At 67.2% G+C, this 22,106-nt stretch carries 25 protein-coding genes and 4 tRNA genes; 13 read left to right on the top strand and 16 right to left on the bottom strand.

The features are described 5' to 3' along the window. The first annotated feature begins 165 nt into the window (after window positions 1-165). Window positions 166-843 (top strand): alpha/beta hydrolase, encoded by a 678-nt coding sequence (locus BJP62_RS15425; protein WP_070531024.1) that lies wholly within the window; start codon window positions 166-168, stop codon window positions 841-843. Window positions 844-908: 65 nt separating this feature from the next. Here BJP62_RS15425 and BJP62_RS15420 read toward each other — a convergent pair. From BJP62_RS15420 to BJP62_RS15400, 5 genes are all read right to left on the bottom strand, one after another. Beyond that, a tRNA-Glu gene (locus BJP62_RS15420) sits at window positions 909-984 on the bottom strand. A gap of 14 nt (window positions 985-998) precedes the next feature. Beyond that, window positions 999-1,075 (bottom strand) — tRNA-Arg (locus tag BJP62_RS15415). 27 nt (window positions 1,076-1,102) lie between these two features. Then, a tRNA-Glu gene (locus BJP62_RS15410) sits at window positions 1,103-1,178 on the bottom strand. A gap of 69 nt (window positions 1,179-1,247) precedes the next feature. Further along, window positions 1,248-1,323, bottom strand: a tRNA-Ala gene (locus BJP62_RS15405). A gap of 84 nt (window positions 1,324-1,407) precedes the next feature. After that, window positions 1,408-2,208, bottom strand: a complete 801-nt coding sequence (locus BJP62_RS15400) for an outer membrane protein assembly factor BamD (protein ID WP_083300956.1) — start codon at window positions 2,206-2,208, stop codon at window positions 1,408-1,410. Here BJP62_RS15400 and rluD point away from each other — a divergent pair. Together rluD and pgeF are read left to right on the top strand one after the other, a co-directional pair. Further along, window positions 2,207-3,256: a 23S rRNA pseudouridine(1911/1915/1917) synthase RluD gene (gene rluD, locus BJP62_RS15395; protein WP_070531023.1), complete on the top strand. Its 1,050-nt coding sequence runs from the start codon at window positions 2,207-2,209 to the stop codon at window positions 3,254-3,256. The genes BJP62_RS15400 and rluD overlap by 2 nt on opposite strands. Continuing rightward, window positions 3,222-3,998, top strand: coding sequence for a peptidoglycan editing factor PgeF (pgeF, locus tag BJP62_RS15390; RefSeq protein WP_258577562.1), 777 nt, complete (start codon window positions 3,222-3,224; stop codon window positions 3,996-3,998). The genes rluD and pgeF overlap by 35 nt, the downstream gene beginning before the upstream one ends. Window positions 3,999-4,024: 26 nt before the next feature. On the opposite strand, the gene BJP62_RS15385 is transcribed toward pgeF, so the two are convergent. Continuing rightward, on the bottom strand, window positions 4,025-4,222 hold the full coding sequence (locus BJP62_RS15385; protein WP_070531019.1) for a hypothetical protein: 198 nt from the start codon (window positions 4,220-4,222) through the stop codon (window positions 4,025-4,027). 112 nt (window positions 4,223-4,334) lie between these two features. Between BJP62_RS15385 and BJP62_RS15380 the strand changes: the two genes are divergently transcribed. Then, entirely contained in the window at window positions 4,335-5,612 is a 1,278-nt protein-coding gene (locus BJP62_RS15380) for an inverse autotransporter beta domain-containing protein (protein ID WP_070531018.1), read from the top strand. Window positions 5,613-5,627: 15 nt separating this feature from the next. On the opposite strand, the gene folE2 is transcribed toward BJP62_RS15380, so the two are convergent. From folE2 to BJP62_RS15335, 9 genes are all read right to left on the bottom strand, one after another. Further along, window positions 5,628-6,422 (bottom strand): GTP cyclohydrolase FolE2, encoded by a 795-nt coding sequence (gene folE2, locus BJP62_RS15375; RefSeq protein ID WP_070531016.1) that lies wholly within the window; start codon window positions 6,420-6,422, stop codon window positions 5,628-5,630. A gap of 215 nt (window positions 6,423-6,637) precedes the next feature. Continuing rightward, complete coding sequence (gene fliR, locus BJP62_RS15370) at window positions 6,638-7,426, bottom strand: flagellar biosynthetic protein FliR (RefSeq protein WP_070531014.1); 789 nt, start codon at window positions 7,424-7,426, stop codon at window positions 6,638-6,640. After that, window positions 7,426-7,695 (bottom strand): flagellar biosynthesis protein FliQ, encoded by a 270-nt coding sequence (fliQ, locus tag BJP62_RS15365; protein WP_070531013.1) that lies wholly within the window; start codon window positions 7,693-7,695, stop codon window positions 7,426-7,428. The genes fliR and fliQ overlap by 1 nt, the downstream gene beginning before the upstream one ends. 30 nt (window positions 7,696-7,725) lie before the next feature. Continuing rightward, window positions 7,726-8,466 (bottom strand): flagellar type III secretion system pore protein FliP, encoded by a 741-nt coding sequence (fliP, locus tag BJP62_RS15360; protein ID WP_070531011.1) that lies wholly within the window; start codon window positions 8,464-8,466, stop codon window positions 7,726-7,728. Then, window positions 8,463-8,873 carry a flagellar biosynthetic protein FliO gene (fliO, locus tag BJP62_RS15355; RefSeq protein ID WP_070531010.1) on the bottom strand — a complete coding sequence of 137 codons (411 nt, stop codon included), beginning with the start codon at window positions 8,871-8,873 and terminating at the stop codon, window positions 8,463-8,465. Before fliO ends, fliP begins: the two co-directional genes overlap by 4 nt. Before the next feature lie 5 nt (window positions 8,874-8,878). Then, window positions 8,879-9,316 (bottom strand): flagellar motor switch protein FliN, encoded by a 438-nt coding sequence (fliN, locus tag BJP62_RS15350; RefSeq protein WP_070531006.1) that lies wholly within the window; start codon window positions 9,314-9,316, stop codon window positions 8,879-8,881. Beyond that, window positions 9,309-10,319, bottom strand: coding sequence for a flagellar motor switch protein FliM (fliM, locus tag BJP62_RS15345; RefSeq protein ID WP_070531004.1), 1,011 nt, complete (start codon window positions 10,317-10,319; stop codon window positions 9,309-9,311). Before fliM ends, fliN begins: the two co-directional genes overlap by 8 nt. A gap of 33 nt (window positions 10,320-10,352) precedes the next feature. Then, the gene (fliL, locus tag BJP62_RS15340; protein WP_070531002.1) at window positions 10,353-10,853 is read right to left on the bottom strand and encodes a flagellar basal body-associated protein FliL; all 501 of its coding nucleotides are present in this window, start codon (window positions 10,851-10,853) and stop codon (window positions 10,353-10,355) included. Window positions 10,854-10,989: 136 nt separating this feature from the next. After that, window positions 10,990-12,045, bottom strand: a complete 1,056-nt coding sequence (locus BJP62_RS15335; RefSeq protein ID WP_168163845.1) for a flagellar hook-length control protein FliK — start codon at window positions 12,043-12,045, stop codon at window positions 10,990-10,992. Here BJP62_RS15335 and BJP62_RS19190 point away from each other — a divergent pair. The 3 genes from BJP62_RS19190 to flhA all read left to right on the top strand — a co-directional run bounded on the left by BJP62_RS19190 (window position 12,044) and on the right by flhA (window position 15,397). Beyond that, the gene (locus tag BJP62_RS19190) at window positions 12,044-12,169 is read left to right on the top strand and encodes a hypothetical protein (RefSeq protein WP_257785846.1); all 126 of its coding nucleotides are present in this window, start codon (window positions 12,044-12,046) and stop codon (window positions 12,167-12,169) included. The two genes, BJP62_RS15335 and BJP62_RS19190, sit on opposite strands and share 2 nt — an antisense overlap. A gap of 6 nt (window positions 12,170-12,175) precedes the next feature. Next, complete coding sequence (gene flhB, locus BJP62_RS15330; RefSeq protein ID WP_070530998.1) at window positions 12,176-13,312, top strand: flagellar biosynthesis protein FlhB; 1,137 nt, start codon at window positions 12,176-12,178, stop codon at window positions 13,310-13,312. A 75-nt stretch (window positions 13,313-13,387) separates the two neighbouring features. Then, entirely contained in the window at window positions 13,388-15,397 is a 2,010-nt protein-coding gene (gene flhA / locus BJP62_RS15325) for a flagellar biosynthesis protein FlhA (RefSeq protein ID WP_083301063.1), read from the top strand. Window positions 15,398-15,561: 164 nt separating this feature from the next. On the opposite strand, the gene BJP62_RS15320 is transcribed toward flhA, so the two are convergent. Next, a complete protein-coding gene (locus BJP62_RS15320) occupies window positions 15,562-16,215 on the bottom strand; it encodes an RluA family pseudouridine synthase (RefSeq protein ID WP_070530994.1) in 654 nt (217 codons plus the stop codon). Between the two features lie 100 nt (window positions 16,216-16,315). Between BJP62_RS15320 and flhF the strand changes: the two genes are divergently transcribed. The 6 genes from flhF to BJP62_RS15290 are packed head-to-tail and all read left to right on the top strand — an operon-like array spanning window position 16,316 to window position 22,104. Then, window positions 16,316-17,785 carry a flagellar biosynthesis protein FlhF gene (gene flhF, locus BJP62_RS15315; protein ID WP_070530992.1) on the top strand — a complete coding sequence of 490 codons (1,470 nt, stop codon included), beginning with the start codon at window positions 16,316-16,318 and terminating at the stop codon, window positions 17,783-17,785. Between the two features lie 16 nt (window positions 17,786-17,801). Further along, window positions 17,802-18,692 carry an AAA family ATPase gene (locus BJP62_RS15310; RefSeq protein ID WP_070530991.1) on the top strand — a complete coding sequence of 297 codons (891 nt, stop codon included), beginning with the start codon at window positions 17,802-17,804 and terminating at the stop codon, window positions 18,690-18,692. A gap of 31 nt (window positions 18,693-18,723) precedes the next feature. Next, on the top strand, window positions 18,724-19,224 hold the full coding sequence (locus tag BJP62_RS15305) for a GNAT family N-acetyltransferase (protein WP_145927228.1): 501 nt from the start codon (window positions 18,724-18,726) through the stop codon (window positions 19,222-19,224). Beyond that, the gene (locus BJP62_RS15300; RefSeq protein ID WP_070530987.1) at window positions 19,221-20,303 is read left to right on the top strand and encodes an ABC transporter permease; all 1,083 of its coding nucleotides are present in this window, start codon (window positions 19,221-19,223) and stop codon (window positions 20,301-20,303) included. Before BJP62_RS15305 ends, BJP62_RS15300 begins: the two co-directional genes overlap by 4 nt. A 2-nt stretch (window positions 20,304-20,305) precedes the next feature. Continuing rightward, on the top strand, window positions 20,306-21,058 hold the full coding sequence (locus BJP62_RS15295) for an ABC transporter ATP-binding protein (RefSeq protein WP_236943614.1): 753 nt from the start codon (window positions 20,306-20,308) through the stop codon (window positions 21,056-21,058). Then, on the top strand, window positions 21,055-22,104 hold the full coding sequence (locus BJP62_RS15290) for an MlaD family protein (RefSeq protein ID WP_070530984.1): 1,050 nt from the start codon (window positions 21,055-21,057) through the stop codon (window positions 22,102-22,104). The genes BJP62_RS15295 and BJP62_RS15290 overlap by 4 nt, the downstream gene beginning before the upstream one ends. Window positions 22,105-22,106 lie beyond the last annotated feature (2 nt).

The raw sequence follows: 22,106 nt of genomic DNA, 5'->3' as shown, positions 1-22,106 counted from the left end.
GGCGCGGCACCGCAAATGATCGTACTGCAACTTAGCGCAAAAGCGCGGCGCGCGCAGGCCGGTAGGCCGCGCCGCGCATCCGGCAAACGGGCGGAATCACCGCGCGCGCAAACCGGATCCGGCTAGGCTGGGACAGTTTCCACCACCATCGGCAGGAGCATGAAAATGGCAGCTACCCGGGTTGTACTCGTCCACGGTGCTTGGGCGGATGGCTCGAACTGGAGCCGGGTGATCCCGCTGCTCGACGAGCAGGGCCTCGACGTCGTCGCGGCGCAACTGCCGCTGAGCGCGCTCGCCGACGATGTCGCCGTGGTGCGCAACCTGCTGGCGATGGACGACAGGCCGACCGTGCTCGTCGGCCATTCCTACGGCGGCGCCGTGATCACCGAGGCCGCCACGGCCAACGTCAAGGCGCTGGTCTACGTCGCGGCCTTCGCGCCCGACGCCGGCGAAAGCCTGGGCAGCATCTTCGCGCAGCAAGCCGCACCGCCGGGCGCACAAAGCATCCGGCCGCAGGACAACGGCCTGTTGTGGATAGATCGCAGCCTGTTCCGCGAGAGCTTTGCGCAGGACTGCAGCGAGGCCGACGCGCGTCTGATGGCGGCGGTGCAGAAACCGATCGCCGGCCGCTGTTTCGAGGACACCGTAAGCACGCCGGCCTGGAAGACGATCCCGGCGTGGTATCAGGTCTCGGACGACGACCGCATGATCCCGCCCGAGGCACAGCACCGGATGGCCCAACGGATGGCGGCAACGACGATCTCGCTGCCGGCCAGCCATGCGTCGCTGGTCTCGAGCCCGATCGAGATCACCAGACTGATTGCCGATGCCGCGAGAGCCTGAATCCGGCCGCAGACCGACGGACGAAAAAAAACGGCCCGACATCACTGTCGGACCGTTTTATGTATTGGCGTCCCCACGGGGATTCGAACCCCGGTAGTCACCGTGAAAGGGTGGTGTCCTAGGCCTCTAGACGATGGGGACTGCGGTCGAAGAAGTGGTGCACCCGGAGCGATTCGAACGCCCGACCCTCTGGTTCGTAGCCAGATACTCTATCCAACTGAGCTACGGGTGCACTGTAACTTCAACTTTACTGCTCTTTTGGCGTCCCCACGGGGATTCGAACCCCGGTAGTCACCGTGAAAGGGTGGTGTCCTAGGCCTCTAGACGATGGGGACGTCGTATTAACTTTGCTTCGTACTGCTAGAAATTCAAATCGGCCGCCCAAGCGGCCGATTTCTCAAAACTGGTGGAGGTAAACGGGATCGAACCGATGACCTCTTGCATGCCATGCAAGCGCTCTCCCAACTGAGCTATACCCCCCCAAAAGAGATGCACAGTATATAAACGGGTTCTGTCGTTGTAAAGCCCTTTTTGAAATATTTTTCGACAGAACCCGTCATTCGATCAGAACGGCGTCCACCACGACGGGTCTTCGAAGAAGCCCGGGTTCAATGCCTGCGTATTCGGATAGTTCTTCAGCAGTACGCGCTTGGCGTCGTCGCGCAGATCGTTCAGGCCGAGCTTGTCATAGCTCATCACCATCATCGCCAGCCCGCCCTCGACCTGCTTGGTGTTCGAGTACGTCTCGATCAGGTACTTGCCGCGGTTCGCCGCAGCCAGGTAGGCGCCGCGCTTGTAGTAATAGCGCGCGACGTGCAGCTCGTAACTCGCCAGCGCGCCAAGCAGATAGCCCATGCGTACCTGCGAATCGGCCGCATACTTGCTGTCGGGGAAGCGCTGGATCAGCGTCTTGAAGGTATCGAACGATTCCTTCGCCGCCTTCGGGTCGCGCTCGGACATGTCCTGCTTGGATACCGCCGACAGGAAACCCTGCACCTCGTTGAAGCTCACCAGCCCCTTGAGGTAGAGCGCGTAATCCATGCTCGGATGCACCGGGTTGCTCTTGACGAAGCGGTCGATCGCCGCCTGTGCGAGCAGCGGTTCCTGCGCCTTGTAATGGTTGTACGCTTCCTCGAGCTGCGCCTGCTGCGCGTAGCGGCCGTACGGGTAGCGTGCCTCGAGCGTCTCCAGGAGCTTGGTCGACTTCTCGAAGTTGCGATCGGCCTGCTCGGCCTTGGCGGCGCTGTACAACTGCTCGGCGGACCAGCCCTTGGTTTCGTCGTCGTCCACTTGCGTCGACGCGCAGCCGACCAGCAATACGGCGACCGAAGCGCACGCGAGGAATCGCGGTAGAATCTTGCCCATGATGCATCCTGATTTAGAACCCGACGATTATAGCGACATAAGCGAGTCGCGTGTCCTGACCGCACCGGCCGACGTCGCCGGATCGCGCCTCGATGCCGCGCTGGCGCAACTGCTGCCCGATTACTCGCGCAGCCGGCTTGCGAGCTGGATCAAGGACGGTCTTGTCACCGTCGACGGCCAGCCCGCCAGCCCGAAGCACAAGCTCTGGGGCGGCGAGGCCATCGCCGTCGACATCCAGGCCAGTCCGGACGAGGTCGCCTTCCAGCCCGAGGACATCGCGCTCGACGTGATCCATGAGGACGATACGATCATCGTCATCAACAAGCCGGCCGGCCTCGTCGTCCATCCGGGCAGCGGCAACTGGTCCGGCACGCTGCTGAACGGCCTGCTGCACCACTATCCCGAGCTCAAGGGCGTGCCGCGCGCCGGCATCGTCCACCGCCTCGACAAGGACACCAGCGGCCTGATGGTCGTCGCCCGCACGCTGCAGGCGCAGACCTCACTGGTCCAGCAGTTGCAGGCGCGGACGGTGAGCCGCCACTACTTCGCGATCGCCCAGGGCCTCGTCAAGCGCGACGGCCGCGTCGATGCACCGATCGGTCGTCACCCGCGCGAGCGGACCAGGATGGCCGTCGTCGGCACCGGCAAGCCGGCGGTCACCCACTACCGCGTGCTCGAGCGCTTTTCGGCGCACACGCTGGTCGAGTGCAAGCTGGAAACCGGCCGCACCCACCAGATCCGCGTGCACATGGCGCACATCGGCCATCCGCTCGCCGCCGACCCGGTCTACGGCGGCCGCCCCAGGCTGTTCGCGCCCGAAATCATGCTGGCACTCGAGGATTTCGGCCGGCAGGCGCTGCACGCGAAGAAGCTCAGCCTGGTCCACCCGGCCAGCGGCAAGACGATGACGTGGAAGTCGCCGCTGCCGGCGGATTTCGAAGGGCTGCTGGCGGCGCTGCGCGTCGAGGCCGGCTCGGACGATGCCGACGACGATGACTGGGATGACGATGACGATCACGACGTCGAGCTGGTCTATGTCCGCGACTGAGCGCGGCCCGCTCGAGCACGGCCTGATCCCCGACTGGCCGGCGCCGGCGCGCGTGCGTGCGCTGCAGACGACGCGGGCCGGCGGCGTCAGCGCCGCGCCGTATGACGGCTTCAACCTCGGCGACCATGTCGGCGACGATCCGGCGGCGGTTGCCGCCAACCGCGCCGCACTCGCCGCAGCGCTGCCGGCGACGCCGCTGTGGCTGACGCAGGTCCACGGCACGACGGTGCTCGACGCCGGCGTCCCCCAGCCCGATCCGGCCGCCGACGCCAGCGTCGCCCACGGCCCCGGCACCGTTTGCGCGATCATGACCGCCGACTGCCTGCCGGTGCTGCTGTGCAACGACCAGGGCACCGTTGTCGGTGCCGCCCACGCCGGCTGGCGCGGGCTGTGCGCCGGGGTGCTCGAAGCGACGGTTGCGGCGATGCAGGTGCCGGGTGACACGCTGATGGCGTGGCTCGGCCCGACCATCGGCCGCGATGCGTTCGAGGTCGGCACCGACGTCCGCGATGCCTTTATCGCCCGCGACGCGAACGCCGCCGCCGCGTTCCGGCCCGGCCGGCGCGACGGCAAGTACTGGGCTGACATCGAACTACTGGCAAGGCAGCGGCTTGCCGCGGCCGGTGTCAGCCGGGTCTACGGCGGCGGCCTGTGCACGGTGTCCGATGCGACCCGCTGGTACTCGTACCGGCGCGACCGGACGACCGGGCGGATGGCCAGCCTGATCTGGCTGCAGGACTGAGCAACGCCGCCCTCGGGCGGCGTTGCTCATTCATCGCCCGTTTCGCGGGCTGCCTCCTCGGCCTTGCGTTCGCGGACGATCTGGCCCCGGCGCTTGAGCCAGATCAGCAGCCAGGTCGGCAACACGCCGAGCAGCCCAATCCACACGATCGCCTTGGCGACGCTGCCGCTGGCGGCGGCGAACATCACCACGACATAGAGATAGCCGATCAGCAGGATATACACGGTCCGGTCCTCGTTGAGAGCCCGGATGATACGCCAGCGCGGGCGTCGTCCCACCTGCCGCTCGCAAATTAGTCACGGACCGGCCCCGGCGGTTTTGTCAGAATCGGGGACGATGAACCGTTCCACCCTGCTGGCCGTCCTGCTGCTGGCCTGTACGCAGGCCGGCGCGAGCGACGCCCCGTTCCGCACCGACGCCAGCGGCACCGCTGCGCTGCCCGACATCGGCAGCGGCATCAGCCGCGGCGATGGCGAAAAGGCGCTGGCGACACTCACCGAGCAATCGCTGTCGGCCGGCGAGTACGGCTGGCGCTCCACCCTGCTCGACCGGACGTCGAGCCGGCTCGAGTCCCTGCTCGACCGCTATGGCAAGGCACGGATCGACACCAGCCTCGGCGACGACGGCCGGCTCGCCAGCGCCGGTGCCGACCTACTGTTGCCGATCGACGAGTCCGGGCCGCGCAGCCGCTTCACCCAGCTCGGCGTCCACAGCGACCACGAGCGGACCGTGACCAATCTCGGTGTCGTCCAGCGCGAGCAGCACGGCGACTGGCTGCTCGGCTACAGCGCCTTTGTCGACCAGGGCGGCGACGCGACACGGCTGGGTATCGGCAACAGCATCAGCAGCGACTTTGTCAGCCTCGCCGTCAATGCCTATGTGCCGGTCGGGCAGGACGACGCTGACCGCAGCGAACGCGCCGCACCGGGCTTCGATCTGGATGCGCGCGCCTACCTGCCCGGTTACCCGCAGCTCGGCGGCAGCCTGAAGTTCGAGCGCTATCGCGGCGACGCCATCACGATGGCCGGCAACGACGACGCACGCGACAACCCCTCGGCCGTCACCGCGTCGCTGCACTACACGCCGGTCCCGCTGTTCAGCGTCGGCGCCAGCTACCGGCGCGACGATGATGACGAGCGCGACTGGCAGGTGCAGGCAACGCTCAGCTACCGCTTCGGCGTGCCGCTGGCCAGGCAGTTGCGCAACGACGCGCCAGCGAACAGCCTGACGCGCCGGCGCGACGATTTCGTCGACCGCAACGGCGTCATCGCATGGCAGGGCCGCAGCGAAGCGGAACCGGCCTTCAGTGCCAGCCTGTCGGGCGATACGGCGACCAGCGTGAACCTGTCGGTGCAATCGCAGTATCCGGTGGTCGCGCTGTCCTGGCTTGGCGACGCCGCCCCGCTGGTCGTCCCCGGCGGCCCGAGTCCGCTGCTCGGGCGCAGCGGCACGCTGTCGGCACGGATCAGACTGGCGCTGCCGGCCGACGGCCGCAGCTACACGCTGGCGGCGCGCATTGTCGACAGCAACGGCAATGCGGCGGTCACGCCGGTCGCCCGCGTGCAGGCGCCCGCGCAGCCCCCCATGCAAAACGGGGCCGACGGCCCCGTTTGATTCGCCCGATCGCGCTCAGCCGCGCTTGTCGTGCTCGATCAGCGCGTACGCCGAGTGGTTGTGGATCGACTCGAAATTCTCCGACTCGACCGTATAGGCGACGACGCGCGCATCGGCGTTCAGCCGCGCCGCGACATCGCGGACCATGTCCTCGACAAACTTCGGGTTCTCGTACGCGCGTTCGGTGACGAACTTCTCGTCCGGGCGCTTCAAGAGGCCGTAGAGCTCGCACGATGCCTCGGCCTCGACGATCTGCACCAGTTCCTCGATCCACACGTGCTCGCCCAGCGTGGCGGTGATCGTCACATGGCTGCGCTGGTTGTGCGCACCGTACTGCGAGATCTTCTTCGAGCACGGGCACAGGCTGGTCACCGGCACCAGCACCTTGAGCTGCTGGGTAAACACGCCGTTCTTCAACTCGCCGATCAGCGCCACGTCGTAGTCGAGCAGGCTCTCGACGCCCGACACCGGCGCGGTCTTGTTGATGAAGTACGGGAAACGCATTTCCAGATAACCGGCTTCGGCTTCGAGCCGCTCGCACATCTGCCGCAGGATGGTCTCAAACGAATCGACCGAGATCTCGCGTTCGTGGCCGTTGAGGATCTCGACGAAGCGGCTCATGTGCGTGCCCTTGAAATGCTGCGGCAGGAACACGTACATGTCGAATGTCGCCACCGTATGCTGCACGCCCTCGCTGCGGTCGGCGACGCGGACCGGATGGCGGATCGACTTGATCCCGACCTTGTTGATCGCGATATTGCGCAGGTCGGGGGTGCTTTGCACGTCGGGAATGGACTGCGGGGCGTTCATCGGGGTATCACTCCAGCGGTTGTCGGCCGGACAACCGGTATTTAATTGAAAGCGCAGCCATTATACCGGCGGCCAATAACCGAGTAAACCAGTCGGGAATTCATGCCGCCATGAGCGGTTTGGCGCGGCCGATGCGCCGGCGACGCCTCGCGGCTGGCGCCCTCAGCGGCCGGAACGCGGGCCATGCGGCATGGCTGCGGGCATCGGCCGGATCGCTACGCCGGGCGCAGCGCGGCGAACATCTGCGTGGCGAAGCGGGTCAGCGTCGCCAGCATCGCCTCGATATGCGGCAGCATGTACGGCAGGCTCAGGTACATCGCGGCGACGCCGATCGCCAGCAGCAGCGGAAAGCCGATCGCGAACACGTTCAGCTGCGGCGCGGCGCGGGTCATGATGCCGATCGCCAGGTTGGTGATCAGCAGCACGCCGACCACCGGCAGTGCCAGCATCAGGCCGAGACGGAAAATCGACGCCCCCTGCTCGACCAGCAGCCGGAAGCCGCCGGCGCCGAGCGGCGCGGCGTCGATCGGCAGCAGCGTGAAGCTCTCGACCAGAATGCGCAGCACGATCAGGTGACCGTTGAGCGCCAGGAAAACCAGCAGCAGCATCATGTTGATGAACTGCGCGACGATGGGGACGTTGGCGGCGCTGTGCGGATCGTAGAAGCTGGCGAAGCCGAGACCCATCTGCAGGCCGATCAGCTGCCCCGCCATGTCCACGGCGTTGAACATCAGCCGGACCGCGAAACCCAGCATCACGCCGATCACGAGCTGGTTGACGGCAATCAGGATGCCCGCGGGCGACACGGCGTTGACGCCGGCCGGCGGACTCAGCATCGGCGCAACCAGGATGGACAGCGCAATCGCCAGCCCGATGCGCAGCCGCACCGGCACCACCTTGTTGGAGAAGATCGGATCGGCGATCAGCAGGCCGAAAAAGCGGCAGAACGGCCACCAGAACAGCGCCAGCCAGAGCTCGATCTGCGCCTGCGTGACGGTGAACATCAACCGATCAGCTGCGGAATGCTCTGGTACAGCCGCACCGTGTAATCCATCGCCGTTTCGATCATCCACGGCCCGGCGAGCACGAAGACAATGAAGGCGATGAGCAGCTTCGGGATAAACGACAGCGTCGCCTCGTTGATCTGCGTCGCCGCCTGGAAGATGCTGACGACCAGACCGGTCGCAAGCATCGCCAGCAACAGCGGCCCGCCCAGCAGCACCATCATCTCCATTGCCTTCTGCATCACGGTGACTACGGCTTCCGGCGTCATCTCAGGCCCCGCTCACGATCCATTTCGCCGCTACCCCAGGTAGAAGCTCTGTACCAGCGACCCCATCAGCAGGGTCCAGCCGTCGACCAGCACGAACAGCATCAGCTTGAACGGCAGCGAGATGATCACCGGCGACACCATCATCATCCCCATCGCCATCAGCAGGCTGGCGATGACCAGGTCGATGATCAGGAAGGGAATGAACACCAGAAAGCCGATCTGGAACGCGGTCTTGAGCTCGCTGGTCACATAGGCCGGCACCAGCACGCGCAGGCTGACATCCTCGGGGCCGTTGGGCTTCTTCATGCCGGAGACTTCGATAAAGAACGCCAGATCCTTCTGCCGCGTCTGCTTGAGCATGAAATCCTTCAGCGGCACGCTGCCCTTGTCGAGCATCTCGTTGAAGCCGATCTTCTGCTCCGAGTACGGCTGGTAGGCCTGCGCGTAGATCTTGTCGAAGGTCGGCGCCATCACGAACAGCGTCAGGAACAGCGACATGCCGATGATGACCTGGTTCGGCGGCGCCATCGTCGTACCGAGCGCCTGGCGCAGCAAGGACAGCACGATGACGATGCGCGTGAACGCCGTCATCATCAGCAGCATCGCCGGCAGGAAGGTCAGTGCGGTCAGGAACAGCAGGGTCTGCAGCGACAGGCTGTAGGCGGTGCCGCCGGCGCCCTGGGTCGCGCTCATGAACGGCAGGCCGGGCTCGGCGGCGATCGCGGCACCGGTGGCGGACAGCAGCGCCAACGCCAGCAGCCAGCGCCTCACGCCTTGCCCTTCTTCATCAACGCGGCGAGCTTCTCGGCAAACGGCGGCAACGGCGCCTGCTGCGCGTCCGGTGCATCGGCCGGGCGCGGCTCGGTGTGCAGCAGGTTGACCGACTGTGCGGTCACGCCCAGCAGCAGCCAGGTCTCGCCGTGCTCGACGATGACGACGCGCTCCTTTGGCCCGACCATCACGCCCGAGACGACGCGCAGCCGGCCTCCGGCCTGGCCGGGCAGCAGCGAGAAACGCCGCATCAGCCAGGCTGCACCGACGATCAGTGCCAGCACCAGCGCCAGCATCGCCAGCACCTGGACGAACTGGCCGATGCCGGGGCTGGCGACGGCCGGCACCGACGCCTGCGCCGACGCAAGGCCGGGCAGCGCGGCCAGCGCAAACGGGGAAAAACGCATGGATTCTACTTGTGCAACCGGCGAATGCGTTCGGCCGGCGTGATGATGTCGGTGAGGCGGATACCGAACTTGTCGTTGACGACGACGACCTCGCCCTGCGCGATCAGGCAGCCGTTGACGAGCACGTCCATCGGCTCGCCGGCGAGCCCGTCGAGCTCGACGACCGAACCCTGTGCCAGTTGCAGCAGGCTGCGGATCGCGATCTTGGTCCGGCCGAGTTCGACCGTCAGCGTCACCGGAATATCGAGGATCATGTCGATATTGCCGCGACCGGCACCGGCAGACGGCGCGGTGTCGAAGCGCTCGAAAATGTCGGCAGCCTGCACCGACGCCTGCACGGCCTCGGTTTCGGCAGCCTCGCTCTGCGCCTGTTCGGCCATTGCCGCGGCCCAGTCGTCCATCACCTCGTCGGCCTGGCTGTTGTCTGTGTTCTCGTCAGCCATGCTGTTCTCCCTGACCTGCTTCATCCTGCGCGCCGTCAGGAGTGCCGAGCACCCGGTTGACCTTCAACGCATACTGGCCGTTGAGAATACCATACTTGCATTCGAGCACCGGCACGCCGTCGACCTCGGCGACGATCGCCTGCGGGATCTCCAGCGAGATCACGTCGCCGGCCTTGAGGTTGAGGATGTCGCCAAGCGTGATGTCCGCATTGCCGAGCGTCGCGATCAGGTCGACCTCGGCATTCTGCACCTGGCTTTGCAGCAGTTTCAGCCAGCGGTTGTCCGATTCGATCCGGTCGGCCTGCATCGTGCTGTAGAGCATGTCGCGGATCGGCTCGATCATCGAGTACGGCAGGCAGACGTGGAAATCGCCGCCGCTGGCGCCGAGCTCGATCCGGAACGTGTAGGCAACGACGACCTCGGTCGGCGTCGCGATATTGGCGAACTGCGTGTTCATTTCCGAGCGCAGGTAGCCGAACTCGCACTCGAACACCGGCTTCCACGCTTTCTGGTATTCCTCGAACACCACGTCGAGCAGGCGCTGGATGATCCGCTGCTCGGTCGGCGTGAAGTCCCGCCCCTCGACACGCACATGATAGCGGCCGTCCGACCCGAACAGGTTGTCGACGACGAGGAAGACGAAATCCGGATCGAAGATGAACAGGCCGGTGCCGCGCAACGGCTTCATCTGGATCAGGTTGAGGTTGGTCGGCACGACGAGGTTGCGGATGAACTCGCTGTACTTCTGCACCCGGACCGCGCCGACGCTGATCTCGGCATTGCGGCGCATGAAGTTGAACAGTGCGATCCGCAGGTTGCGGGCAAAGCGCTCGTTGATGATCTCGAGCGTCGGCATCCGGCCGCGGACGATGCGCTCCTGGCGGCCGATGTCGTAGGTGCGTACCGCAGAGGCGTCACCGGACTCGTCGGACTCGTCTTCTTCCCCGGTCACGCCGCGCAGCAGCGCGTCGACCTCTTCCTGGGAAAGGATATCGTCTGCCATGTATTCAGCGTCCGTCGGCTCGCAAAGACGTCATCACTGGACGATGAAGGTCGTGAAGTTGACCGACAGCACGCCTTCTTCGTCGCCCTCGGCGCCGAGCGTCCGGTTGATCAGCGCACGGACTTCGCCGCCGAGTTTGGTCATGCCGTCGACTGCGCGCACGTCCTGCGGCGACTTGCTGCGCAGGAGCTGGTTCACCTGGCTCTGGATCTTGGGCATCTGCGCCTTGATCCGCTCCTGGCTCTTGGCGTCGGCCAATTCGACGACGATGTCGGTTTGCAGCATGGCATCTTCGTCGGGCGAGTTCAAATTGACGGTGAACTGTTGCAGCTTTTCGAAGATGGGCGGGTGATCGGCGTCCTTGCCGGCCTTCTTCTTGCCGGTTTCCTGCGCCGTGGCAACCTCGTCGCCGGCATCCGCCGAGCGCGTCAGCAGGAACGCGGCGGCACCGGCCGCAGCAAGCAGAACCACCGCCAGCACGGCGGCGATGATGATAATGAGCTTCTTGTTGCCTTTCGGCTGAGCTTCGGCCATGAATCCACCCTGTCAGCGCGATGATGATCGCGTCAAAGCGGCCCCGGGCGGGGCCTGGTCGTTGAGCGCGGCGATTATAGCAAAGATTAATAACTAATTATAAACAAGCCCTTGCACCACTCTCAGCGCGGGCCATTCAGGCGTAGAAGCTCAAGCCGCCGCCGCTGACCGGCAGGCGGCGGGTACCGAGATCGACGCGCAATTCGGCCGGCTCGGCTGCGCTTGTCCCGCCGGGACTACGCTGCTGCGACGGGCCCGGGTCCGACTGCGCCTGCTGCTGCGCGTGCTGGTTGAGCGAATCGCTGGCGACCTGAACGTTGACGAGCTGGATGCCCTGGTCGGCAAGCAGCGCGGTCAGCCGCGGCGTCGCGGCGGCCAGTGCCTCGCGCACCGCGGCGTGCTGGCTGGCGAAGACGACGCTGGCCTGGTCGTGCGCCAGCGTCAGCTGCACGTCCATCGGCCCGAGGTTCGGCGGGTTGAGCTGCATCTCGAGCTTCTGCTCCTGGCGACCGATCATCATTGCCACACGCTGCGCGACCGCGTCGCCCCAGCGCGATTCGCCAACGGGCGTCGACACGTGGTGGGTCGGCGCCGGTTTCACCGGCGCTGCCACCGGCTCGGCGGCGGGGCGGAATGCGGTCTCGCTGCGGGCGGCGGCAAACTGTGCCGGATCGACCGTCTCGCCGTTCTCGCCGGTCTCGACGGCGGCAAGTCCGGCCGGCAACGGTTTGCCGTGGGCGGCAACTTCGTCCGTCTCGGTTGCCAGCGGCGCGGCGGCCTGCACGGCAGCGGCAGCCGGTGCATCGGCGCCATCCTGAACCGTTGCGGTGGCGACCTGCGGCATCAGCGCCGGCGTCACGGCCGCAGCCAGCGGGTCGACCGGCGTGTCCTGCAGCGTCGCGCCGGCAACTTCTTCTTCCTGCGGCAGCGGCTGTGCGACGACCTGCGCCATCGACTGCAGCAAGGCCAGCCATGGCGTGGCGGCATCGCCGGGTTCGGGCGCGTCGTCGCGGGCATCCTGCTGCGCCGTCGACGCGTCCTTGCTCTCCGTGGTCTGCGCCGGCTGGCGTGCGGCCACCTCGCGCGCCAGTGCGCTGCCGAAATCCTCCCGCTGGCCGGGATCGCGCGACGACGCGGCCTTGGTCGCCACGGCGCCGGTGGAGGAAGACAGATTGGTGACTGGAGTTGCCATGGGTACGCTCGAACAGACAGCAGGAACGGACTTAAAAGCAAAAGCGATGCCAGCGACGGATGCAAGCGGCGCCGACCGCTCGCACCGGCCGCTGGCCGTGCACGGGCGCAACACGGTAACGTAGCGCACCATGGCAGAAGATTCCGACCTCGAACGCACCGAACCGCCCTCGCCCAAACGGCTAGAGGATGCGCGCAAGAAGGGACAGATTCCCCGCTCGCAGGAGCTGGCATCGTTCAGCGTGCTGCTGACCGGGATGGTCGCGATCGCGATGACCGGCCCGGCGCTGCTGAATGCGCTCAAGCAGGTGATGCGCACCGAATTCAGTTTCACCCGCGCGGTGCTCGCCGACCCGATGCAGATGCACCTGCACTTCATCAAGGCCTGCGAGGCGATGCTCTGGGCCTGCCTGCCGGTGTTCGCCGCGTGCGCGGTGGCGGCGATGCTCGCGCCGATGCTGATGGGCGGCTGGCTGTTTTCGACCGAAGCGCTCGGCCCGAACTTCGGCCGGATGAATCCGGCCAGCGGCATCAAGCGCATGCTGTCGGTGCGCAGCCTCGTCGAGATGGTCAAGGCCATCCTCAAGTCGGGGCTGATCGGCGGCGTTGCCGCACTGGTGCTGTGGAAGGAGCGCGCCGACTTCGTCCAGCTCGTCGCGATGCCGCCCGACAACGGTCTCGTCTACCTGTGGGGGGTGGCGCGGTTCACGCTGTTCGCCGTTGTCGGTGCGATGGCGCTGATCGTGCTGATCGACGTGCCCTACCAGCTCTGGGAGTACTACAAGAACCTGCGCATGACCAAGGAGGAAGTGCGGCAGGAAATGAAGGAATCCGAAGGCGACCCGCAACTGAAGGGGCGCATCCGCCAGCTGCAGCGCGAAGCCGCCCGCAAGCGGATGATGTCGGCGATCCCGAAAGCCGACGTCATCGTCACCAACCCGACCCACTATGCGGTCGCGCTGCAGTACACCGAGACGATGCGCGCGCCGGTCGTCATCGCCAAAGGCTCCTTCCTGCTGGCCGAGCGCATCATCGAGCTCGGCAGGCAGCACAAGGTGACCGTCGTGCGCACGCCCCCGCTGGCGCGCGCGCTCTACCACCACGCCGAGCTCGGCGAGGAAATCCCGGCCGCGTTGTATACTGCTGCCGCCGAAGTGCTGGCGTATATCTACCAGTTGCGGCACTGGCAACGTTACGGCGGCGCCGAACCGGTGCTGAACGAGCAGTTGCCGGTCCCGAAAGACCTCGACCCCGAAGCCGCCGCGTGACGGTGGCACCAATGAAACTGAAGGCGTGTGCGCAATCTTAATCTGACGCGACTGGCCGGCCCGGCGCTGGTGTTCATGGTGCTCGGCATGATGATCCTGCCGCTGCCCGCGCTCGCGCTCGACTTCTTCTTCACCTTCAACATCGCGATCTCGATCATCGTGCTGATGGTGAGCCTGTACACGCGCGAACCGCTCGAGTTCTCGGCCTTTCCGACCGTGCTGCTGGTGACGACGCTGTTGCGCCTGAGCCTCAACGTCGCCTCGACCAAGCTGGTGCTGACCGAGGGGCACACCGGCGCCGGTGCGGCCGGCCAGGTGATCGAAGCCTTCGGCCACGTGCTGATCGGCGGCAACCTGACCGTGGGCATTATCGCCTTCGTCATTCTGACGATCATCAACTTCGTCGTCATCACCAAGGGCGCGGGCCGGATCGCCGAAGTGTCGGCACGCTTCACGCTCGATGCGATGCCCGGCAAGCAGATGGCGATCGACGCCGACCTCAATGCCGGGCTGATCGGCGAAGAGGAGGCGCGCAAGCGCCGCTCGGCGATTTCGCAGGAAGCCGACTTCTTCGGCTCGATGGACGGCGCGAGCAAGTTCGTCCGCGGCGACGCCGTCGCCGGCATCCTCGTGATGGTGATCAACCTGATCGGCGGGCTGATCATCGGCATGGTCCAGCACGACCTGCCGTTTGCCGAAGCCGGCCGCACCTACACGCTGCTGACGATCGGCGACGGCCTGGTGGCGCAGATTCCGTCGCTGATCATCTCGGTCGCCGCCGGCATCGTCGTCTCGCGCGTCGGCACCGAGCAGGACCTGTCCGAGCAGATGCTCGGCCAGCTGTTCGCCAACCCGCAGGTGCTCTACGTCACCGCGGTGGTGATCGGCATCCTCGGCATCATCCCCGGCATGCCGCACTTCGCCTTCCTGCTGATCGCCGCGATTGCCGCCGGCGTCGCGTGGTGGCTGGAAAAGCGCACGGCAAGGGCGCAGCAGATCGAAGCGCCGGGCGGCGCCGCACCGGCGGCAGCGGCAGCGGCGCCGCAACCCTTGCAGGAGGTCAGCTGGAGCGACGTCCAGCCGGTCGACCCGGTCGGGCTCGAGGTCGGTTACCGGCTGATTTCGCTGGTCGACCGCAACCAGGACGGCGAGCTGCTGCGGCGCATCCGCGGCATCCGCAAGAAGATCGCCCAGGAGCTCGGCTTCCTGGTCCCGGCGGTGCACATCCGCGACAACCTCGAGCTCAAGCCCAACCAGTACCGGATCCAGCTCAAGGGCGTCGACGTCGGGACCGGCGAGGCCTTCGTCGGCCAGTGGCTGGCGATCAACCCGGGCAACGTCGCCGGCTCGCTCGCCGGCACGGCCACCAAGGATCCGACCTTCGGCCTGCCGGCGACGTGGATCGACGCCAGCCTGCGCGACCAGGCGCAGGCGCTCGGCTACACCGTCGTCGACACCGCAACGGTGATCGGTACGCACATCTCGAACCTGCTGCAGGGGCACGCGGCCGAGCTGCTCGGCCGCGAGGAAGTGCAGTCGCTGCTCGACCACTTCGCCAAGGAGTCGCCGAAGCTGGTCGAGGATCTCGTCCCCAAGCTGATCCCGGTCGGAACGCTGCAGAAGGTGCTGCAAAGCCTGCTCGACGAAGGCATGCACATCCGCGACCTGCGGACCATCCTCGAGGCACTCGGCGAGCACATCGGCCGGACGCAGGACATCGACGAACTGACCGCCGCCGTGCGCGTTGCGCTCGGCCGCGCGATCATCCACCAGCTGTTCCCGGGCGAGACCGAGCTGCCGGTCGTCGCGCTCGAACCGCAGCTCGAGAACATCCTGATGTCGGCCAGTGCCGGCCGCGGCGGGCTCGAACCGGGCCTGGCCGAGCGCCTGCTGCAGCAGGCGTCGCAGTTGTCCGAGCAGATGGAAGCGCAGGGGCTCAACACCGTGCTGATCACGCCGGGCGCGCTGCGGCCGATGCTCAGCCGCTTCCTGCGCCGCTCGATCCCGAACCTGCGCGTGATCGCCCATACCGAAATCCCCGATACCAAGACGATACGCATCGTCGGCGTACTCGGCGGCGCCTGACCCCATCCCATTAGGCGGCTACGCCTGCGCATTTTGCCCCCATCCGATGCTCGGGATCCTCATGGACGTCATGTCCATTCCGGTCCCTGTGCTTCGGGTGGAGGCAAACTGCTTTGGCTCGCTCGCCTATTGGAACGGGCTCTGGTCGCTCCGAAAATCCAGGCTCAGAAAGGTGCCGGCGACTCGAACTCGATCAGCCTGCCGTCGTCCGGATGCGGCAGGACCAGCGACTGCGCATGCAACAGCAGTCGCGGCGCGCGTTCGGCCGCGCCGTACAGCGTATCGCCGAGGATGGGATGGCCGATCGCCATCAGGTGCACGCGCAACTGGTGCGTCCGGCCGGTGAGCGGTTCGAGCGCCACGCGGCTGCAGTCGGCGAGCGGCTCGCGCGACAGTACGGTGAATCGCGTCAGCGCACGCTTGCCGGCTTCGAAATCGACCTTCTGCCGCGGCCGGCTGGGCCAGTCCGCGGCCAGCGGCAGGTCGATCTCGCCCGCGTCATCGACGACCAGACCGCGAACGACCGCGACATAGCGCTTGACGACGCGCCGGTGTTCGAACGCGCTGCCCAGGCGCCGCTGTGCGTCCAGGCCGCGGCCGAACACCACCAGCCCCGATGTCGCCATGTCGAGCCGGTGGATGACCAGCGCGTCCGGATACACCGACTGCACCCGTGCACTGAGGCAGTCGGCCTTGTCGTCACCGCGGCCCGGCACCGTCAGCAACCCGGCGGGCTTGTCGACGACGAGCAGCGACGAATCGGCATGGACGAGGTTCAGGCCGGTATCGGCGGGCGGAAGGTAGGCGAGCGTATGCATGTCGGCAGAATGGGAAGAAGGACCTGCCACGGCCGCTGCCGTTTGTGCGATCCTCACGGGCTGGAGATAATAGCCCGGTTTAACCGGCTCGATTGGGACAATGGTCGTCAAGAAATTCTACGGAGCCACCACCCGTGACGCGCTGCGCCAGGTTCGCGACGAACTCGGCCCGGACGCGCTCATCCTGTCGAACCGGCAGGTGGCCGGCGGCGGCATCGAGATCATGGCCGTCGCCGACTCGGACGTCGCCGCGCTGACCAGCGCGCAGACCATCGCCGCCAGCCGCCCGTCGGCACCGTCGCGCATCGAACCGACACGCATCGAACCGGCACTGCAGCCCGGCCGGCCGCTCGCCAGGGCGCTCGAGCGCTCGTACGCCATTCCCGACGAAGACGACGACGCACCGGCACCGGCACCGGCGCCTGCACCGCAGGTCGTCCGCAGCAACCGGCCGCCGCGCACCGAAGCCCCGGCCGCCGCAGTCAGGCCGGCCGTCACGCCGAGCGTTGCACCGGCCACCGAGATCAAACCCGCGGCCGACACCCCGTTCCGCTATCGCGACGACGAGGCGGTGGAGCCGCCGCCGGCCATCGCGCCGGTCAACGGCGCGATCGACGACATCGCCCGCGAGATGCGCCAGCTGCGCGGGCTGATGGAGCACCAGCTCGCCGGGATGGCGTGGAGCGAATTGTCGCGCCAGTCGCCGGACAAGCTCGACGCGCTGCGGCAACTGCTTGCGGCCGGCTTCTGCCCGGCGCTCGCGCGCCAGCTCGTCGACAAGATGCCGGCACAGATGGCGCCGGAGCTGCGGGCACGCTGGCTCAAGGCCGCACTGGTCCACAATATCGCCGCCGTCGGCGACGGCGACGACCTGATCGCCCAGGGCGGCGTCTACGCGCTGATCGGCCCGACCGGCGTCGGCAAGACGACGACGGTCGCCAAGCTCGCCGCGCGCTGCGCCCTCGCCTACGGCCCCGAATCGGTCGCGCTGCTGACGACCGACAGCTACCGGATCGGCGCGACCGACCAGTTGCGCATCTACGGCCGCATCCTTGGCGTGCCGGTGCACGAGGTCAAGGACGACACCGATTTCGAACTGACGCTCGTCGACCTCGCGTCGCGCCACCTGGTGCTGATCGATACCGTCGGCATGGGCCAGCGCGATCTGCGCATCGTCGAGCAGTTGCGGCTGTTCCAGCACGAGCGTGCGCACACGCTGCTGCTGCTCGCCGCCAACGCCGCGCCGGCGACGCTCGACGACGTTGCGCGCCGCTACAAGAACGAACAGCTCGCCGGCGTGATCCTGACCAAGCTCGACGAGACGATGAGCCTCGGCGGCTGCCTCGACGTCGCGATCCGCCACCGCCTCAAGCTGCATTTCGTCACCAACGGCCAGCGCGTCCCCGAGGACCTGCACCCGGCCCGGGTCGAATACCTGGTCGACCGCGCGTTCCGCGCCGAACCGGGCCGGCCGTTCCAGCTGCAGCCCGACGAATACCCGGTCTACATGGGCGCGCAGGCGGCCAGCACCGACGACGCCGGCTTCGGCGAGCCGACGCCGCGCGCATAAGCGGCAGGGGTCCGAGATGAGCAGACTGTGGGACGACCAGGCCGCCGGGCTCAGGGCGCTGGTCGCCCGTCCCGCCTGCCGCAGCGTCAGCATCAACGGCGGTCGCGGCGGCGCCGGCGCGACGACCGTAGCGATCCATCTGGCCGCGGCGCTGGCCGAGCGCGAACGCGCGGTGCTGCTGCTCGACGAGCACACCGGCAACGGCAATGCCACGCAGCGGCTGCGGCTGTCGCCACCGTACGATTTCGAGGAAGCGATCCGCCGCGAGGTCACGCTCGCCGACGTCATCGTCCCGGCGCCGGGCGGCTTTTCGTTGCTGCCGGCCGCCGCCCGGCCGCAGGTGCTGGCCAGGCTCAACGAAGCCGAAGCGGCGTGGCTGGCGCGCGAATTCGACGCCGTCAGCGTCGACACCGACTGGCTGCTACTCGACACCCGCCCGGCGACCGAGCCCGGCGTACCGAGCCTGTCGCTCGCCGCCGACGATGTCGTACTGATCGTTTCCGAGCGTGCCGAATCGCTGACCGACGCCTACGCGGCGATCAAGCTGATGGCCACCGAGTACGCGCGCGGCGAGTTCCGCATCCTGATCAACCGCGTCGGCGGCGCACGCGAAGCCGGCGCGCTTTTCGAGCGACTGCAACAAGTAGCGATGCGCTATCTCGGTAACCGGGTCAGACTGCGGCTGATCGGCTTCGTCCCCGAAGACGAAAAACTGGCGCGTGCCGCCCGGCTCGGCCGGACGGTGTTCGACGCGTTTCCGGACACCGAGTCGGCGCATGCGTTCCGGCAACTGGCCGACGCGATGCTGCGCTGGCGCCGCCCGGCCGGCGCCGCCGACAGCGCCGCCGATTTCGCCTACCGGCTGGTCGAATCGAGCCGCATCCTCGCCGACCGGCTACAACGTTAGCGTGGGCCCCGTGCCCTGTATGGAAACCCGCATGACGATCTGCCCCGCCACCGAGCAGGACTTCGAAGCCATCTGGACGGTCTTTCGCGCCGTTGTCGCCGGCGGCGACAGCTACGTGTTCGCGCCGGACACCCCCCGTGACGATGCCCGCGCCTACTGGTTCGGCCCCGGCATCCGCAGCTGGGTCGCCGAGCTCGACGGCGAAGTGGCCGGCATGTACAGGCTGACCGCCAACCAGCGCGATCTCGGCAATCACGTCGCCAACGCCTCGTTCATGATTTCGCCGCACGCGCACGGCCAGGGGCTCGGCATGGCGCTCGGCCGGCATTGCCTGGCCGAAGCCCGGCGCGCCGGGTTTGCCGCGATGCAGTTCAACTTCGTCGTCGCGACCAACGAAGCGGCGGCCGCACTGTGGCGCAAACTCGGTTTCACCGTCGTCGGCACCCTGCCCAAGGCCTACCGGCACGCCCGGCTCGGCCTTGTCGACGCGCTGGTGATGCACCGCTTCCTCGACGACATCGAGGCCCGATGAGCACCGCGCCGAGCGCCGAGCTGATCGTCGACTCCGGAAAGCTGCGGCTGCGCGGCCGGCTCGACGCCGCCGGCGCCGCCGCGATCTGGGCGCAGGCGCGCAGCGCCGTCAGCGACGGCTGCATCGTCGATGCCAGCGGCGTCGATTACTGCGACGGCGCCGGCAGCGCGCTGCTGTTCGACCTGATCCGGCGCGGCGCCCGCGTCGACGGCCTGCCCGAACGCTACGCGGCCCTGCTGGCCGACCTGCGTCCGGACGACGCGCTGGTGGTACCCGAGCAGAAAAAACGCGGCCTCACCGACGAGCTTGCCGACTTCGGCAAGGCAATCAGCAGCGAGTTCAGGCTGACGATGGCCTTCATCGGCGTGTTCACCGCCGACATCGCGCGCATCTTCACCGCGCGCGGCAAGATCCGCTGGCGCAACGGTTTCGCCGTCGCCAGCAACGCCGGCGCCGACGCGCTGCCGATCATCGCGCTGGTCGCCTTCCTGTTCGGCGTGATCCTGTCGTTCCAGTCGGCGGTGCCGATGCGCCAGTTCGGCGCCGAACTGTTCGTCGCCGACCTCGTCGGCCTGTCGCTGGTCCGCGAGCTCGCGCCGCTGATGACCGCAATCCTGCTCGCCGGCCGTACCGGCGCGGCCTTTGCCGCCGAGCTCGGCACAATGAAGGTCAACGAGGAGATCAACGCGCTGGTCACGCTCGGGCTCGACCCGTTCCGCTATCTGGTGATCCCGCGACTGCTGGCCGTCGCGATCATCATGCCGATGCTGACCGTCTGCGCCGAGGTCATCGGCCTTGCCGGGATGGCGCTGGTGATGGCGAGCTTCGACATTCCGTTTGCGACCTCGCTGGCGCGGGCGACGGCCATCGTCGGTTTCGACGACTTCTTCGGCGGGCTCGGCAAATCGGTCGTGTTCGGCTTCTTCATCGCCGCGATCGGCTGCCTGCGCGGCCTGCGCACCGGCGCCGGTGCGGCGGCGGTCGGCGAATCGACGACGCGCGCCGTCGTCAGCAGCATCGTCATGCTCGTGGTCGTCGACGGGCTGTTCGCCGTCGTGTTCTATATCCTCGGATGGTGACAATGAGCGATCCGATCATCCGCGCCGAACACCTCGTCTGCGGTTACGACGACAAGGTGATCCTCGACGACGTGTCGTTCGAGGTCGAACGCGGCGAAGTCTTCGTCATCCTCGGCGGATCGGGCTGCGGCAAGTCGACGTTGCTGAAGAACCTGATCGGCCTGTACCGGCCGATGTCGGGACGGATCTGGCTCGCCGGCGAGGAGCTGACCGCACTCGACGGCGCGGCACGGCTGGCGCTGTACAAGCGTTTCGGCGTCGCCTACCAGTCCGGCGCGCTGTTCGGCTCGCTCTCCGTGCTCGAGAACGTGATGCTGCCGCTGTCCGAGCACACGGCGCTCGACACCGCCGCGGTCGAACTGGTCGCCCGGCTCAAGCTGCGCCTCGTCGGGCTCGAGAAGTTCGCCGACTACGTGCCGGCGTCGCTGTCGGGCGGGATGCAGAAGCGCGTTGCGATCGCCCGCGCGATCGCGCTCGACCCCGAGATCGTCTTCCTCGATGAACCGTCGGCCGGGCTTGATCCGGTCACCGGTGCCGAGCTCGACGCGCTGATCCTCCAGCTCTCGCACAGCCTCGGCCTGACCTTCGTCGTCGTCACCCATGAACTCGCGAGCATCATGGCGATCGCCGATACCGCGCTGATGCTCGACGCCAGCGTCCGCGGCGTGATCGCGAGCGGCCCGCCGGCCGAGCTCGCCAACCATTCGCCGGACGAACGCGTCCAGCGCTTCTTTCATCGCAAGGTGGCCGCATGACCCCACGACAAAGCCATATCCGCCTCGGCCTGTTCGTCACGCTGGCGCTGGCGCTGACGCTGGTGCTGCTGATCGCCTTCGGTGCCGGCCGCTGGTTCTCGACCGCGCCGGTGATGGAGACGTACTTCAACGAGTCGGTCAAGGGTCTCGACATCGGTTCGTCGGTCCGCTACCGCGGCGTCGCGATCGGCGAGGTCAGCAAGATCGGCTTCACCGCGAGCAAGTATCCCGAGGCCGCCACCAGCGGCTGGCGCCATCACTACGTGCTGATCGAAATGCAACTGAACCCCGAAACACTCGGGCCGCGCGCCGCGGCCACGCTGAACCAGGCCGCACTGAACGGCGAAATCGCCCGTGGCCTGCGCGTTCGCATCGCGCCGCAGGGCCTGACCGGTGCCAACTACATCGAGATCGACTATGTCGAGGGCAAGCCCAGCCCGATCCTGCCGATCAACTGGAAGCCGACGGCGCTCTACGTGCCGTCGGCGCGCAGCACCGTCGGCCAGTTGCTGAACGCGACGCAAAGCATCGCCGACAAGCTCGCCAAGCTCGACCTGCAGACCATGGTCGACAAGGTCGAGCAGGCCGCCGACACCGTCGACAGCAAGCTGAACGCACTGCCGCTCGAGGAAATCGGCCGCAATACGCAACAGGCCACCGAACAGCTGGCGGCGATGCAGTTGAAGCCGATCGGCGACGAGACGCTGGCCCTGGTGCGCGAGTTGCGGCAGAACAATGCGCGGCTCGGCGCCCTGCTCGCCGACCCGGCGCTCGCCAGCGCACCGGCCGAGCTGCACGCAACGCTGAAATCGGCCAATGCGCTGCTCGCCAACCCGGCATGGGGGTCGTCGCTGAACCGGCTCAACCAGTCGCTCGGCGAGGTCGACCGGCTGCTCGCCGAACGCCATGCAGCGCTCGGCAGCACGCTCGACAACCTCGACCGCGGCAGCGCCGAGCTCGACGCGCTGCTGCACGACATCCGCGCCAATCCGTCATCGCTGCTGTTCTCCGAACCGCCGGCGCCCTATTCCCTGCCGAAACGCTGAGG

It is taken from the genome of Jeongeupia sp. USM3, assembly GCF_001808185.1.
In the GTDB taxonomy this organism is placed as follows: domain Bacteria; phylum Pseudomonadota; class Gammaproteobacteria; order Burkholderiales; family Chitinibacteraceae; genus Jeongeupia.
Note: the sequence above shows the minus strand (reverse complement) of the source record. Positions and strands in the feature narration are given on the sequence as shown.

Bases quoted from the DNA above. Each gene is read 5' to 3' on its own strand.
- BJP62_RS15425 (WP_070531024.1), top strand. From the start codon at position 166: ATGGCAGCTACCCGGGTTGTACTCGTCCACGGTGCTTGGGCGGATGGC.
- rluD (WP_070531023.1), top strand. From the start codon at position 2,207: ATGATGCATCCTGATTTAGAACCCGACGATTATAGCGACATAAGCGAG.
- BJP62_RS15400 (WP_083300956.1), bottom strand. From the start codon at position 2,208: ATGGGCAAGATTCTACCGCGATTCCTCGCGTGCGCTTCGGTCGCCGTA.
- BJP62_RS15380 (WP_070531018.1), top strand. From the start codon at position 4,335: ATGAACCGTTCCACCCTGCTGGCCGTCCTGCTGCTGGCCTGTACGCAG.
- folE2 (WP_070531016.1), bottom strand. From the start codon at position 6,422: ATGAACGCCCCGCAGTCCATTCCCGACGTGCAAAGCACCCCCGACCTG.
- fliR (WP_070531014.1), bottom strand. From the start codon at position 7,426: ATGTTCACCGTCACGCAGGCGCAGATCGAGCTCTGGCTGGCGCTGTTC.
- fliQ (WP_070531013.1), bottom strand. From the start codon at position 7,695: ATGACGCCGGAAGCCGTAGTCACCGTGATGCAGAAGGCAATGGAGATG.
- fliO (WP_070531010.1), bottom strand. From the start codon at position 8,873: ATGCGTTTTTCCCCGTTTGCGCTGGCCGCGCTGCCCGGCCTTGCGTCG.
- fliN (WP_070531006.1), bottom strand. From the start codon at position 9,316: ATGGCTGACGAGAACACAGACAACAGCCAGGCCGACGAGGTGATGGAC.
- fliM (WP_070531004.1), bottom strand. From the start codon at position 10,319: ATGGCAGACGATATCCTTTCCCAGGAAGAGGTCGACGCGCTGCTGCGC.
- fliL (WP_070531002.1), bottom strand. From the start codon at position 10,853: ATGGCCGAAGCTCAGCCGAAAGGCAACAAGAAGCTCATTATCATCATC.
- BJP62_RS19190 (WP_257785846.1), top strand. From the start codon at position 12,044: ATGGGTACGCTCGAACAGACAGCAGGAACGGACTTAAAAGCAAAAGCG.
- BJP62_RS15335 (WP_168163845.1), bottom strand. From the start codon at position 12,045: ATGGCAACTCCAGTCACCAATCTGTCTTCCTCCACCGGCGCCGTGGCG.
- flhB (WP_070530998.1), top strand. From the start codon at position 12,176: ATGGCAGAAGATTCCGACCTCGAACGCACCGAACCGCCCTCGCCCAAA.
- flhA (WP_083301063.1), top strand. From the start codon at position 13,388: ATGGTGCTCGGCATGATGATCCTGCCGCTGCCCGCGCTCGCGCTCGAC.
- BJP62_RS15320 (WP_070530994.1), bottom strand. From the start codon at position 16,215: ATGCATACGCTCGCCTACCTTCCGCCCGCCGATACCGGCCTGAACCTC.
- flhF (WP_070530992.1), top strand. From the start codon at position 16,316: ATGGTCGTCAAGAAATTCTACGGAGCCACCACCCGTGACGCGCTGCGC.
- BJP62_RS15310 (WP_070530991.1), top strand. From the start codon at position 17,802: ATGAGCAGACTGTGGGACGACCAGGCCGCCGGGCTCAGGGCGCTGGTC.
- BJP62_RS15305 (WP_145927228.1), top strand. From the start codon at position 18,724: ATGACGATCTGCCCCGCCACCGAGCAGGACTTCGAAGCCATCTGGACG.
- BJP62_RS15300 (WP_070530987.1), top strand. From the start codon at position 19,221: ATGAGCACCGCGCCGAGCGCCGAGCTGATCGTCGACTCCGGAAAGCTG.
- BJP62_RS15295 (WP_236943614.1), top strand. From the start codon at position 20,306: ATGAGCGATCCGATCATCCGCGCCGAACACCTCGTCTGCGGTTACGAC.
- BJP62_RS15290 (WP_070530984.1), top strand. From the start codon at position 21,055: ATGACCCCACGACAAAGCCATATCCGCCTCGGCCTGTTCGTCACGCTG.